Genomic DNA, 13,192 nt, shown 5'->3' with positions numbered 1-13,192 from the left:
TTTCGTGCGTGCCTCTGCCGGCCTTCAGTTGCGCCACGTCGGCGCGACGTTTGCTCCAGGCGGCTTAGCTGGTCTTGCGCACCGCGTCCAGCAGGATTATGTGCATGATGATAATAAGCATGCTCACGAAAGCTTGTCTGCCGACTCCGAAGTTCCTCCCATGCCTTCCTCGCTCACCAGCAGCTTCGTCCTGCACGACGTCGCGCGCCTGCCCGGAAAACGCTTCGAGCAGCGCTCGCGCCGCTCGAGCCAGACTCGCGGGCATTGGCAGGTGCGGCCCTATCTGTCTCGACAGCAAGGCATTCACCTTTCCGCGGACGCGCGGCAGGAGCTGCGAACACTTTGTCTGATCAAATCCAATCTGCTCGAGGCCTGCGCCCAGCCGGCTGTCGACCGGGAGAAAGTCCATGTCTGAACCAGCCTCACCACGCAAACCCGCCGACGGCGACAATGCCGGCGACAGAAGCAGCGACCAGGTCATTCGCCTGGACAGCCAGCGCGAGCAAAGGCGTGCCGCCAATCCGGGGATCGAAAACGATGAGCTGGAAGCCCCTGTCGCGCCGGAACCTGCTGCGCTCGAAGCACCCTCGGCCCAGCCGAAGCCGGCCGCCGTCACGATAGCCTCGCCGGCCCGGGCCAAGCCGCGGCGCAGCTTAACCCGGTCTGTCCTGTTTGCGCTGCTTCCGGTGGCGCTGGCGGTCGGCGGCTATTACTACGTCGTCGGCGGTCAGGTCATGACCACCGACAATGCCTATGTCCAGGCGCAGTCGCTCGGCGTCTCCACCGATGTTTCCGGCACCGTGCAGGAGATCGACGTGCATGACAACGAGGCGGTTAAGAAGGGCCAGGTGCTCTTCCGCTTGCGGCCGGCCTCGTTCGAGACGGCGCTGGCCGGCGCTCAGGCGCAGCTCGGCACGGTGCGCAACCAGGTGCTGACCTTGCAGGCGAGCTACCAGCAGTCGCTGGCGCAGATCGCCCAGGCCGAGGCCGACATCCCCTACTACGAGTCGGCCTTCCAGCGTCAGCAGGACCTGCTCAAGACCTCAACCGCCTCGAAGGCGACTTTCGACAGCGCCCAGCACGATCTCATCGCCGCCCGGCAGAAAGTCATCGTCGCCAAGGCGCAGGCGCAGGCAACGCTCGCCCAGCTCGGCGGCGACGCCGACCAGCCGGTCGAGAAGAACCCTTTCTACCTGCAGACCCAATCGGCGGTGGACGATGCCCAGCGCAATCTCGGCGATTCTGTTGTCAAGGCGCCGTTCGACGGCGTCGTTACCAATGTCGATGCGCTGCAGGTCGGCAAGTACCTTCCCGCCTCGCAGCCGGCCTTCAGCCTGGTCTCGTCGACCGACATCTGGATCGCCGCCGAGCCGAAGGAAACCGAGCTCACTTATGTCCGGCCGGGGCAGAAGGCGACGATCAGCATCGATGGCTATCCGGGCGAGGTCTGGCATGGCGAGGTCGGCAGCATCAGCCCGGCCTCGTCGTCAAGCTTCTCGCTGCTTCCGGCGCAGAACACCAGCGGCAACTGGGTCAAGGTCGTGCAGCGCATCCCGATGCGGGTGACGATCGACGACCCGCAAGGCAAGCCGCCGCTGCGCGGGGGCATGAGCGCGGTTGTCAGCATAGACACCGGCCATGCCCGCGGCCTGCCCGATTTCGTGACCGACCTCTTCAAGCGGTTTGAGCAAAAGTCATGAGCACCGTCGCCACGGGCACGCCTGCGGTCGCCAATCGCGGCGCCATCACCGCCTGCGTCATCCTGGCGGTCATCATGCAGGCGCTGGACACCACCATTGCCAATGTGGCGCTGCCCTATATCCAGGGCAGCGTGTCGGCGAGCGCCGACCAGATCAACTGGGTGCTCACTTCCTATATCGTCGCCGCGGCGGTGATGACGCCGCCTTCGGGCTATCTTGCCAACCGCTTCGGCCGCAAGCGCATCCTGCTGGTCGCCATCACCGGCTTCGTCGTCGCCTCGGTGCTGTGCGGCTTTGCCCAGTCGCTGCCGCAGATCGTCGGCTTTCGGCTGCTTCAAGGCCTGTTCGGCGCCGCCCTTGTACCGCTGTCCCAGAGTATCCTGCTGGACATCTACAGCGTCGAGGAGCGCGGTTCGGCCATGGCGCTGTTCGGCGTCTCGGTGATGGTCGGCCCGGTGCTTGGGCCCGTCATCGGCGGCTGGCTGACCGAGAATGTTTCCTGGCGCTGGGTCTTCTACATCAACGTGCCGATCGGCGTGCTGGCTTTCGCCGGCGTCTCGATGTTCGTGCAGGAGACCAAGCTCGACCTCAAGGCCCGGCTCGACTGGTTGGGTTTCGGCATGCTCAGCCTCGCCATCGCTTCGCTGCAGATGTTCCTCGACCGCGGCGAGCAGCTCAACTGGTTCTCCTCGTCCGAGATCATCGTCGAGGCGCTGGTCTGCGCGTCGGCCTTCTATATCTTCATCGTCCACACCTTCACCGCCCGCGACACCTTCGTGAACCCGCGGCTGTTCCTCGACCGGAACTTCGCGGTCGGCATGGTGTTCATCTTCATCATAGGCATCACCTATCTCGCCTCGCTGGCGCTGATGACGCCCTACCTGCAAACGCTGATGGGCTATCCCGTGGTGACCGCCGGCATCGTCATGGGGCCGCGTGGCCTAGGCACCATGGCCTGCATGTTCCTTGTCGGCCGGCTGGTCGGCAAGGTCGACACGCGCTGGCTGCTGTTCACGGGGCTCGCGGTCACCGCCTGGGCGATGTACGACATGACCGGCTGGACCCCGGACGTTTCGCAATGGACGATCATCCGCACCGGCTTCATCCAGGGCGCCGGCTTAGGCTTCCTGTTCGTGCCGCTCACCACCATCACCTTCGCCACGCTGGCGCCGGAACGGCGCGCTGAAGGGACGGGCCTCTACAATCTGTCGCGCAACATCGGCTCCAGCGTCGGCATCTCGGTCGTCACCGCGCTTCTGACGCAGAACCAGCAGATCAACCATGCCAACATCGCCGACTATGTGACGCCCTTTAATCCGGCGTTCGGCGATCCGGCGATCGCGCAGGCGCTGAGCCCTTACACCGCCGCCGGCCGCGCCGCGCTCGACGGGCTGGTCACGCTGCAGGCAACGATCATCAGCTATGTCGACGACTTCGAGCTGATGATGTTGCTCTCGCTCGCCGCCATCCCGCTTGTGCTTCTGCTGCGCAAGCCTGGCACACCGGCCAAGGTCGACCACAGCGCCGTCATGGAGTGAGCTGGTGCATGTCGCCCAAAAGCGTGGAGCGGTTTTGGGAAAACGACACTGCATTAAAACAAAGTCCCTAAAGCGCGTTGCGCTTTAGGAGGAAAAACCGGGGTCCCCCGCGGGACCCCGGCCTGCCGGACGGCCTTCCCAACACCGGCGTCGCTGCGCCGGAAGCCGTCGCGGCTTTTGGGGAGGACCGGGGAAGCTACGAGGCAGGCCATGCCGCAGTTTCGCGGGGGCAGGCCAAATTCCGAAAGACGGCTGCGCGAAGTTCTGTCCGGAGCGCCATAGGGCAAGCCGCCAACGAAAAAACCCCGGTCACGCCGGGGTTTTTGGTGTTAGGGCCGGGGTGCCATCTATTCCGCCGGCGATGGTTTCTTGCGGAACATCGCCGCCAGATTGTCCCACAACTCGATCTTGGCGCCCTGGCGCTTCATGATCACGCCCTGCTGCAGGATCGAGAGCAGGTTGTTCCAGGCCCAGTAGATGACGAGGCCGGCCGGGAAGGAACCCATCATGAAGGTGAAGAGGACCGGCATCCAGGTGAACACCGCGGCCTGCGTCGGGTCCGGCGGCGTCGGGTTCATGCGCATCTGCAGGAACATGGTGATGCCCATCACGACCGCCCAGGCGCCCATATGCGGGAGGAAGGCCGGCGGCGCGAAGGGCAGCAGGCCGAACAGGTTGAACACCGAGGTCGGATCGGGCGCCGCGAGGTCGTGGATCCAGCCGAAGAACGGCGCGTGCCGCATCTCGATGGTGATGTAGAGCACCTTGTAGAGCGAGAAGAAGACCGGGATCTGCAGCGCCACCGGCCAGCAGCCGGCCAACGGATTGATCTTTTCCGTCTTGTAGAGCTCCATCATCGCCTGCTGCTGCTTCATCTTGTCGTCCGCGTATTTCTCGCGGATTTCCAGCATCTTCGGCTGCACCTTCTTCATGTTCGCCATCGACGCGTAGGACTTGTTGGCCAGCGGGAAGAAGATGGCCTTGACGATGACGGTCGTGGCCAGGATCGCTAGGCCGAAATTGCCGAAGAATTTGTACAGCGTGTCGATCAGCCAGAACATCGGCTTGGTGATGAAATAGAACCAGCCCCAGTCGATCAGCAGATTGAACTGGCGAATATGGCGGTCAGCCTCATAGGCGTTGATCTTGGCGACTTCCTTGGCGCCGGCGAACACTTCGGTTTCGATGGTTGCGGACTGGCCGGCCTCGATGTTGATCGGATCAGTGAGGAAGTCGGATTGGTAGCGATGGCGCCCGTCCTCGAAATAGCCGTAGCGTGGCTGGAAGGGCTGCTTTTCGGTCGGCACCATGGTGACGGCCCAGTACTTGTCGGTGATGCCGAGCCAGCCGTCGGTCGACTTGCCTGGCTTGACTTCCTTGTCCTTCTCGATGGCGGCGTATTTGTATTCCGTCAGCCCCTCGGTGCCAGTAACGCCGATCAGGCCTTCATGCAGCACATAAGTGCTGGCGACCGCCGGCTTGTCGTAGCGCGTGACGCGACCGTAGTTGAACAGGCTGACGGCAGCGCTTCCCGAATTCTGCACAGTGTCCGAAACGGTGAACATATAATCGTTGTCGACCGAGATGGTGCGCTTGAAGGTCAGGCCCTTGTCGTTGGTGTAGGTCAGCGTCACCGGCGTCGACGGGGTCAGCGTCGGATTGCCCTCAACGCTCCACACCGTGTCGGAACTCGGCACCGCGCCGGTCTTGTCGGTGCCGACGAACCCGATCTCGGCGAAATAGCCGGTCGGTAGCGCCTGCGGATTGAGGAGTTGGATCTCGGGCGAATTCTTGTCGACCGTCTCGGTGTAGTGCTTGAGCTTGAGGTCGTCCAGGCGAGCGCCGGTGAGATTGATCGAGCCCTCGAGGCTCGGCGTGTCGATCTTGATGCGCTTGGTCGCGGCAACAGCCTGGTCACGGCTCTCGACAGTGACTGTCTCGCCGCCAGGTGCGGTCGGGATGGCGCCCGGAGCCGGCGCCGGCGTCCCGGCCGCGCCCGGATTGGTCCCCTGCGCTTCCTTCTTCTGCGCCTCGACGCGCTGCTGCTCGATGCGGGCCTGCTCGCGTTGCTGCTCCATCTTGGGGTTCATGTAGAACACCTGCCAGAGCGTCAGGATCAGCACCGACAGCGCGATGGTGATGAAGAAATTGCGGTTGTTTTCCATCGAAAGCCCTTGGCCTATCGTGTTCCGCGCAGCCGGCGGGAAAGCTCGGCCTTCAACTGGCCGAACGGAATGGCAAGCACGTCTTCGCGCCCGACGATGACATAGTCACTGCCGGGCGCCATGTCATCGGCGGCATGCGTTCGCACGGCTTCTCTCAGCCGCCGCCGGACGCGGTTGCGCACCACGGCGTTGCCGACCTTCTTGGTCACGGTGTAGCCGACGCGTGGCGCACAATCGTCGCCCCGGTCGAGAACCTCGACGAGAAAAAGCCGCCCGCGGCGCTTCTCGCCGCCGCGCACAGCCATGAAATCCGCGCGTTTCAGAAGCCGCCCGGGAGTTTTCCCCTTTGGCTTGCCGGTTGCGGGCAACGATCTCGTCTTTCGTTCAGGCGCTGAGCCGCTTGCGGCCGCGGTTGCGGCGGGCTGCGACGACGCCGCGGCCACCCTTGGTGGCCATACGGGCACGGAAACCGTGCCGGCGCTTGCGGACGAGTTTGGACGGTTGGTAGGTACGCTTCATTTGTTTTAATACCGCGGCGTGCGGCCCTTCTTGATTCTGTCACACTGTAACAGGAGCTTTGCCGGGCCGGTTATAGGCGCGATCGAAACCGCGCCGGGACGGAAGGCCCGAGCGTGAGCGGGCTTATAGGAAGAAGGATTTTGGAAGTCAATCCAGCCCGCCCAAAGGCATTTTTTCACTGGCTGGCGGCGAAATTGGCAAAAAAGCCGCAAATCGCATAATCTTGCTCGATCAAGCCTTCGTGAAAACCGCGTCATGACAAGTGAAGTCCTGTCAACGGATGAAAAGCCACGCCCCGCGGCGGCAAGCTCGCCGCGCCGGGTGCCGCTGTCGCGCGGTCTGTCGACCAAGCTTCTGCTTCTCACCATCGTCTTCGTGCTGCTCGCCGAAATCCTGATCTTCCTGCCCTGGATCGCCAGCTACCGGGTGAACTGGCTGAAGGAGCGGCTGAGCACCTCCGCCGCCGTGTCGATCGTGTTGCTGCAGGGCGAGCCCAACTCCCTGTCGCACACCGCCCAGAACGACGTGCTGATGGCGATCGGCGCCAAGGCGATCGCGGTGCGCGACGGCGGCGTCTCGCGGCTGCTGGTCGTGGCCGACATGCCGCCGAAGGTCGACGAGCATATCGACATTGCCAATGTCGGCCTGGTCAACGGCATGACCGGCGCGCTGGAAACGCTGTTCGCCGGCGGCAACCGGATGCTGCGCGTCTTCGGCCCGGTCGGCGACAGCGACAAGGAATTCGAGCTGATCATGCCGGACTACAGTCTGCGCAACGCCATGCTCAGATATTCGCGCAACGTCGCCGTCGTCTCGCTGCTGATCTCGCTGTTCACCGCCATGCTCGTCTATGCGGCGATCGATCTGATCATGATCGGCCCGATCCGCACCATGACGCGCTCGATCCTGTCCTTCTCCGAGGCGCCGGACGATCCCGGCCGCATAATTTGCCCGACGGAGCGTGCCGACGAGATCGGCGTCGCCGAGCGCGAGCTGTCGCAGATGCAGGATCGGCTGCAAAAAATGCTCGCCGAGCAGAAGCACCTCGCCAACCTCGGGCTTGCCGTGTCCAAGATCAACCACGACATGCGCAACATCCTGGCTTCCGCGCAGCTTATGTCGGACCGGTTGCGCCAGGTGAAGGATCCGACCGTGCAGTCCTTCGCGCCGAAGCTCCTGCGCGCGCTCGACCGCGCCGTCGCCTATTCGGAGGGCGTGCTTGCCTATGGCCGCACACAGGAGCCGGCGCCGTCGCGCCGCCGCTTGCGGCTGCGCCAGCTGGTCGACGACGTGCACGGCCTGCTCGATATCGAGGAGGGCATCGAATTCATCAATGCCGTCGAGCTCACCTTCGAAGTCGACGCCGATTCCGACCAGCTCTTCCGCGTGCTCACCAATCTGTGCCGCAACTCGGTGCAGGCAATGGCGGCCGACACGGAGAGCGCGGTGGTGCGTCGGCTCGCCGTCTCGGCCGAGCGCTTGGGCAGCGTCAGCCGCATCACCGTCAGCGACACCGGCCCCGGCCTCCCGCCCAAGGCGCGCGAAAACCTGTTCGCCGCCTTCCGCGGCTCGGCGCGCAGCGGCGGCACCGGCCTTGGCCTGGCGATCGCCCATGAGCTGATCCGCGCCCATGGCGGCACGGTGGAGCTGGTCGAATCGATCGGCGGCCGCACGGTCTTCGCCGTCACCATCCCCGACCAGCCGGTGCGGCTCGATCAGGCCCGCAACGGCCTGCGCCGCCCGGCTTGACCGTGACAGGCCAGGGAAGACGTTCCCGCTTCGGAGTTCCGCGAAGCAAAGGCCCCGGTCGGAATGTGATCCTGTAAACGCCTGCGACAAAACTTTTGCCGGGCCGGCTTGCTTTTCCGAAATTCAGTCGTTAGGGAACACTCCACATCGCGGCCGGCGTCTCGACCGGATCGCGGGGCTTGTGTCTCACACGGCCTGATGCGCGCCCGTAGCTCAGCTGGATAGAGCACCAGACTACGAATCTGGGGGTCAGGAGTTCGAATCTCTTCGGGCGCGCCAATTAATCAAACTGAACTCCCGCGCATTTGCCTCGCCGGCCGAAGCAGTCGCTGGCTGCCTACGCTCACGCGGCGAGGTTCACGTGGCGTATTAATCCACGATCCCGATCGGGTCGGCAGTGGTACCCGAGCGTTCTTGAGTTCAGCTTTTTTCCATGCACCCTTGCTCGTCTCCAGCCGCAGTCGGCGGCGCGGCCTAAGTCCCACCGCGCGCAAGGCAGTCATCGGCGTTACTAACCCCCTAGCTGTTGCAGCTTGCGACAGGCACGCCTTGCGCCTTCACGGCATCTCTGGCGACACCTCTCCTTGTTGCCATCCCTGCATCGCCCCACGGATTCCGGTTTAGCTGGTGCGCTCGTTTTTGCCGAACGATTGGAAGGTTCATCGACAGGCAACGACACTTGCGGCTTGCGACTGACTTTCTTTGGCAGGATCTTTTTGCGTGGCGGCGTAAGTGCTTGGAACTTGGCAATTCGGCTCTTTGCAATTTCGACGAATGCACCATTCGGAAATGCCGCTAGATAAGCACGATACATCGAGACATCGGATGTATCCTTGATTGATTTCCAGAATTCAAGCTCTGCCGCCGCGTTGATGTCTGGCTGATAGGCGTCTGCCGAAGACGGACTAGACGCGGCATCTGGGTTGAATGAGAATCCCGGCTCCACCAGGGACGAGTTGCTCCAGGGAACCTGCTTCCCAGAAGTCGCGTTCATGACGTCCAACCGGACGCGACGCATGAGAATTTCAATGTCGATCGAAGGAGTCTTTATCCGCTTCACAAGAGAGTCTGCAAACGGACTATGATTGACGGCTCCATCGAGAGCCACGTTGCCGGGTTGTGTTGCAAAGCCGATAAAGACTCCCCTGCCAGCATCCAAGGCTCCCAGCCCCTTTCCTATGGCAAGGCCGCGACTTTGACCCGGTCCACTCAATTGCTTAACGAAAGGATTGTCCCGACAGGCATCGAGAAGGACGATTGCGATATTTTCCTCGGCCGTCATGGCGGCGATGATGTCTTGCAGGCGCTCAGCCTCCAGAGCCAAGTCGGCCGGACGTTGAAGGGCGGCGTCAACGGGCAATAGGTAGTTCTCCCCGTTCGCTTGGAGCCCGTGTCCGGCGAAGTAAAAAAGGGAGACGTCACCCGGCCGCAAGTTTCGCCTGAATTTTCCGATGAGTGCCCTGAACGTTGATGCGTCGGTATCCAATCCAAGGGTGACGTCGAAGCCCGTCTCTTGAAAACTCGGGAGATGGCATTCGCATCATTTACCCCGTTGGGAAGCGATGACGCAAAACGGTAGGCCGAGTTACCGATTACGAGCGCATATCTATGGCTGCGTTGACCGATCTGGGTCTCAGAGGAGGCCGGTGTCGACAAGCCGGCCAGCAAAAGAAGGCACGCGCACAACAAACAAACCTTGGACATTGCGACCTTCCCGAGTAACGGAGAATATTAGCATCCGTTAAAGCGCGTGGGTACCCGTTGTAAGGGCCATCTTGCTTGGGGAAGAGGCCAAACTTGCCGGAGGCCGCTTGGTATGAGGTCTCCGTGCATCCTCAACGCCCTTTCCGGCATCGACTTCAAACACCATCAATCCCCTGAATGAGGCCGCAGCATACAAGGTGGGCAGGCCTCACGAGCTTGTGGCAAACCGTTCGTTCGCTCAGCCGACCGCCTTCGTCGCCGCCCTTCCGGCGCTGCGGCCGGAAAAGATGCAGCCGCCGAGGAAGGTGCCTTCGAGCGCCGCATAGCCGTGCACGCCGCCGCCGCCGAAGCCGGCGACCTCGCCCGCCGCGTAGAGACCAGGGACCGGCTCGCCCGCCGCGTCGAGCACGTGGCTGTCGAGATCGGTCTGCAGGCCGCCCAGCGTTTTGCGGGTGAGGATGTTGAGGCGCACCGCAATCAACGGGCCGTTCGCCGGATCGAGCATCTTGTGCGGCTTTGCGGTGCGGATCAGCCTGTCGCCGAGATAAGCGCGCGCGCCGCGCAGCGCGGTGATCTGCGCATCCTTGGAGAACGGGTTGTCGAGCTGCATGTCGCGGGCGCGGATCTCGCGTTCGACCTGCGCCACATCGAGCAGCGGCTCGCCGGCCAGCCCGTTCATCTGCGCCACCAGCTTCGAAAGGTTGGCCTCGACGATGAAATCCTCGCCCTTTTCCATGAAGGCTTTCACCGGGCCGGGAATGCCCGACGTGGCGCGGCCAAGCACCTGCCGCCAGCTCTTGCCGGTGAGGTCCGGATTCTGTTCCGAGCCCGACAGCGCAAACTCCTTCTGGATGATCTTCTTCGTCAGGATGAACCAGGAATAATCGAAGCCGGTGCTCATGATATGGCTGAGCGTGGCTAAAGTGTCGAACCCTGGGAAAAGCGGCACCGGCAGCCGTCTGCCGCGCGCGTCGAGCCATAGCGAAGAGGGGCCCGGCAGAATACGTATGGCGTGATCGGTCCAGACCGGTGCCCAATTCTTGATGCCCTCGACATAGTGCCACATGCGGTCGCGGTTGATGACCCTCCCGCCCGCTGCTTCGGCAATAGCCAGCATGCGGCCGTCGACATGGTCCGGCACGCCGGTGATCATGCGCTTCGGCGGCGCGCCGAGGCGCTGCGGCCAGTTCGTACGCACCAGCTCGTGGTTGCCGCCGATGCCGCCGGAAGCGACGATCACGACCTGGGCGTGGAGCTCGAAATCCCCGGCCACGTTGCGCGAGCTCTTGCGGCCACGCTCGACCGTGCTTGGCTCCAGCACGTCGCCGCGCACCCCGGTCACCGTCTTGCCGGTGCGCGTGATTTCGTTGACCCGGTAGCGGAACTTGAACTCGACGAGCCCACGCTTCTGCGCCTCGCGCACGCGCAGCACGAAGGGCTCCAGCACGCCGGGCCCGGTGCCCCAGGTGATGTGGAAGCGCGGCACCGAATTGCCGTGGCCGCTGGCAGTGCCGCCGCCGCGCTCGGCCCAGCCGACGACGGGGAAGAATTTCAACCCGCGCTCGATCAGCCAGGAGCGCTTCTCGCCGGCGGCGAAGCCGAGATAGGCTTCAGCCCATTTGCGCGGCCAAAAATCCTCAGCGCGATCGAAGGCGGCGGTGCCCATCCAGTCTGCGGCCGCGAGGTCGTGGGAATCGCGGATGCGCATGCGCCGCTGCTCGGGCGAGTCGACCAGGAAAAGCCCGCCGAACGACCAGAAGGCCTGGCCGCCCAGCGATTGCTCGGGCTCCTGGTCGACGATGATGATTTTCTTGCCGGCCTCGGCAAGTTCTGCCGCGGCGACGAGGCCTGCCAGCCCCGCGCCGACAATGATGACATCCGCGTCGTCAGCCATCTTCGTTCCCCCCAGCGCCTTCCGACGGCTGTCAGACGGGCTCCCAGCCGTCCTTGTCGCCGGCGCGGAAGATGGCGTCGATGACCTTCTGGTTGAGGACCGATTCCTCCAGCGTGAAGACACGGTCCTTGCCGCCCTGGGCCGCGCGTACGAAGGCCTCGCATTCCAGCCGGTACTGCTGGGTGCCTGGGAAGCGGAACACCTGCGCTTCGGTGTGGTTCTGGTTGTGCAATTCGATGCGGTGGTGGTCGTAGAGCCCGGCATTGAACGGGCCAAAGACCTCGATGAAACCCTTCTCGCCATGGAACACCATCACCTGCCGCGCCGCCATCTGCGTCGACAGGTAGAAGGACAGTTCGAAGTCGCCGAAATCGGCGCGGATCGAGGAATAGATGTCGGTGCCGAAGGTCTTGTCGCGCTCGATGGTGGCTTGCACGCGGACCGGTTCCTTGCCGGTCGAGAAGCGCGTCGACACGGTCGGATAGACACCGATGTCGGGCAGCGCGCCGCCGCCAAGATCCAGCTGGTTGCGCATGTTGCTGGGATCGACATTGTAATAGGAAAACGCGCCCTGCACGTGGCGCAGGCGGCCGATCGCGCCGCTGGCAATGAGGTCGCGCACCTTGATCCACTGCGGGTGGTAGACGACCATGAAGGCCTCGCAGACCAGCACCTTCTTCTCGTCGCGCAACTTGATCAGCGGCGGGATGTCCTTGGCGTCGAGCGCAAGAGGCTTCTCGACCAGCACATGTTTTCTCGCCTCGATTGCCTTCGCCGTCCATTCGACATGCTGCGAGGTCGGCAGCGGAATATAGACGCCATCGACCTCCTTGGAAGCGAGCAGTTCCTCATAGGAGCCGAAGGCATGCGGCGCGCCGAAACGCTCGCCCAATGCCTTGGCCTTCGACAGGTCGCGGCTGGCGATCGCCGACAGCACGCCATTCTCCGAATCCACGATCGCCGGCAAAAGCTGCTCGCGGCCGATCTTGGCCGTCGACAGAACACCCCATCGGAACATCATGCTTCTCCATGTCGGTTACGTCGATGGAGGTGTGCCCCAATTCCGGAGAAAAGCCAATCGCAGACGCGGGCCACAAAGCGCCTTCGTCATCCTCGGGCTTGACCCGAGGATCCATTCCGTGACCTATGACGTAAAGTGCAGGGATGCAGAGTTCTGTAACCGTTGCAACGCCTTAGCCTCACGGCATGGATCCTAGGGTCTGCGCGCGTCGCTTCGCTCCTTGCTCCGCCCTAGGATGACGAACCCGAGGATGCGCGACCAGAGCTAACCCCTTCTCCCCGTCAGGGTCATGTCGAAGTCGACGACGTTGGAATAGATCGGCGTGCCGACATCCATGCCGTAGCGCGATCTGAGCACCTTGCCGGTGACATGGAACTTGATGGTTCCTGACTTCAGCCCATCGAGCTCGGCCGTGAACTTTTCCGAAAACGTCTTGCCGCGCGCCGTCAGCCGGCCGGTGACCACGGCGGTGGTCTCGCCGGTGCGGGTCACGTTTGTCGAGCGGAATTGGATCTCCGGATTGTTGGCGCTGTCGAAGACGGCGTCGGAACGCAGGAAAGCATCGATGCGGCCCTGGCCGGTGCCGACGCTTTCCGGAAAGATGGTGAGGTTGACCTTCGAGCGCCCGACATCGGCATTGTCGATGCGGATCGTGCCCTTGAAGCGGCCGAAGGCGCCGCCGAAGCCGCCACCGCCGGCCTTGCCGATGGTGAAGCGGATCGAGGAGCCCGCCGGGCTGATCGTGTAGCTGCCGGCGGCGTCACTGAGCGCCACCGCGGCGCAAACCGGCGCGGCAAGGCAAGCGGCAAAGGCCGCCAATCCGAGGATGCGCGCATGCATCGACATCTTCCTATCCTGAACCAGCGCATTGCTGTCTTCCCGCCACCAACGAACGGGCGGCC

At 63.4% G+C, this 13,192-nt stretch carries 10 protein-coding genes, 1 tRNA gene and 1 pseudogene; 5 read left to right on the top strand and 7 right to left on the bottom strand.

Annotated features, from left to right (window positions below):
- The first annotated feature begins 28 nt into the window (after nucleotides 1-28).
- Genes EJ078_RS14335 through EJ078_RS14325 form a run of 3 tightly spaced genes read left to right on the top strand, consistent with a single transcriptional unit; the run spans nucleotide 29 to nucleotide 3,238 of the window.
- Complete coding sequence (locus EJ078_RS14335) at nucleotides 29-415, top strand: hypothetical protein (RefSeq protein WP_245457038.1); 387 nt, start codon at nucleotides 29-31, stop codon at nucleotides 413-415.
- Nucleotides 408-1,700 (top strand): HlyD family secretion protein, encoded by a 1,293-nt coding sequence (locus tag EJ078_RS14330; protein WP_127215312.1) that lies wholly within the window; start codon nucleotides 408-410, stop codon nucleotides 1,698-1,700. Before EJ078_RS14335 ends, EJ078_RS14330 begins: the two co-directional genes overlap by 8 nt.
- Nucleotides 1,697-3,238, top strand: coding sequence for a DHA2 family efflux MFS transporter permease subunit (locus EJ078_RS14325; protein ID WP_127215311.1), 1,542 nt, complete (start codon nucleotides 1,697-1,699; stop codon nucleotides 3,236-3,238). Before EJ078_RS14330 ends, EJ078_RS14325 begins: the two co-directional genes overlap by 4 nt.
- 347 nt (nucleotides 3,239-3,585) lie before the next feature.
- Here EJ078_RS14325 and yidC read toward each other — a convergent pair whose 3' ends face one another.
- The 3 genes from yidC to rpmH are packed head-to-tail and all read right to left on the bottom strand — an operon-like array spanning nucleotide 3,586 to nucleotide 5,922.
- On the bottom strand, nucleotides 3,586-5,403 hold the full coding sequence (gene yidC, locus EJ078_RS14320; protein WP_067002989.1) for a membrane protein insertase YidC: 1,818 nt from the start codon (nucleotides 5,401-5,403) through the stop codon (nucleotides 3,586-3,588).
- 14 nt (nucleotides 5,404-5,417) lie between these two features.
- On the bottom strand, nucleotides 5,418-5,771 hold the full coding sequence (gene rnpA / locus EJ078_RS14315) for a ribonuclease P protein component (protein ID WP_067323826.1): 354 nt from the start codon (nucleotides 5,769-5,771) through the stop codon (nucleotides 5,418-5,420).
- 16 nt (nucleotides 5,772-5,787) lie between these two features.
- The gene (gene rpmH, locus EJ078_RS14310; RefSeq protein WP_008833937.1) at nucleotides 5,788-5,922 is read right to left on the bottom strand and encodes a 50S ribosomal protein L34; all 135 of its coding nucleotides are present in this window, start codon (nucleotides 5,920-5,922) and stop codon (nucleotides 5,788-5,790) included.
- 255 nt (nucleotides 5,923-6,177) lie between these two features.
- On the opposite strand from rpmH, the gene EJ078_RS14305 reads away from it, so the two are divergent.
- Both EJ078_RS14305 and EJ078_RS14300 read left to right on the top strand, forming a co-directional pair.
- A complete protein-coding gene (locus EJ078_RS14305) occupies nucleotides 6,178-7,671 on the top strand; it encodes a HAMP domain-containing sensor histidine kinase (protein WP_067002984.1) in 1,494 nt (497 codons plus the stop codon).
- Between the two features lie 202 nt (nucleotides 7,672-7,873).
- A tRNA-Arg gene (locus EJ078_RS14300) sits at nucleotides 7,874-7,950 on the top strand.
- Between the two features lie 232 nt (nucleotides 7,951-8,182).
- Here EJ078_RS14300 and EJ078_RS14295 read toward each other — a convergent pair.
- The 4 genes and pseudogenes from EJ078_RS14295 to EJ078_RS14280 form a co-directional block, all read right to left on the bottom strand.
- Nucleotides 8,183-9,178 (bottom strand): annotated as a pseudogene (locus EJ078_RS14295) (caspase family protein); the annotation flags it as partial.
- Nucleotides 9,179-9,613: 435 nt separating this feature from the next.
- On the bottom strand, nucleotides 9,614-11,269 hold the full coding sequence (locus EJ078_RS14290) for an FAD-binding dehydrogenase (protein ID WP_128294507.1): 1,656 nt from the start codon (nucleotides 11,267-11,269) through the stop codon (nucleotides 9,614-9,616).
- A gap of 31 nt (nucleotides 11,270-11,300) precedes the next feature.
- Entirely contained in the window at nucleotides 11,301-12,287 is a 987-nt protein-coding gene (locus EJ078_RS14285) for a Gfo/Idh/MocA family oxidoreductase (RefSeq protein ID WP_127215308.1), read from the bottom strand.
- Between the two features lie 267 nt (nucleotides 12,288-12,554).
- A complete protein-coding gene (locus EJ078_RS14280) occupies nucleotides 12,555-13,130 on the bottom strand; it encodes a YceI family protein (protein WP_067003284.1) in 576 nt (191 codons plus the stop codon).
- Between the last annotated feature and the right edge of the window lie 62 nt (nucleotides 13,131-13,192).

Origin of the sequence: Mesorhizobium sp. M1A.F.Ca.IN.022.06.1.1, assembly GCF_003952605.1 — a bacterium.
Lineage (GTDB): Bacteria > Pseudomonadota > Alphaproteobacteria > Rhizobiales > Rhizobiaceae > Mesorhizobium.
The sequence above is the reverse complement of the archived record's forward strand: the minus strand, read 5'-3'. Positions and strand labels throughout refer to the sequence as shown.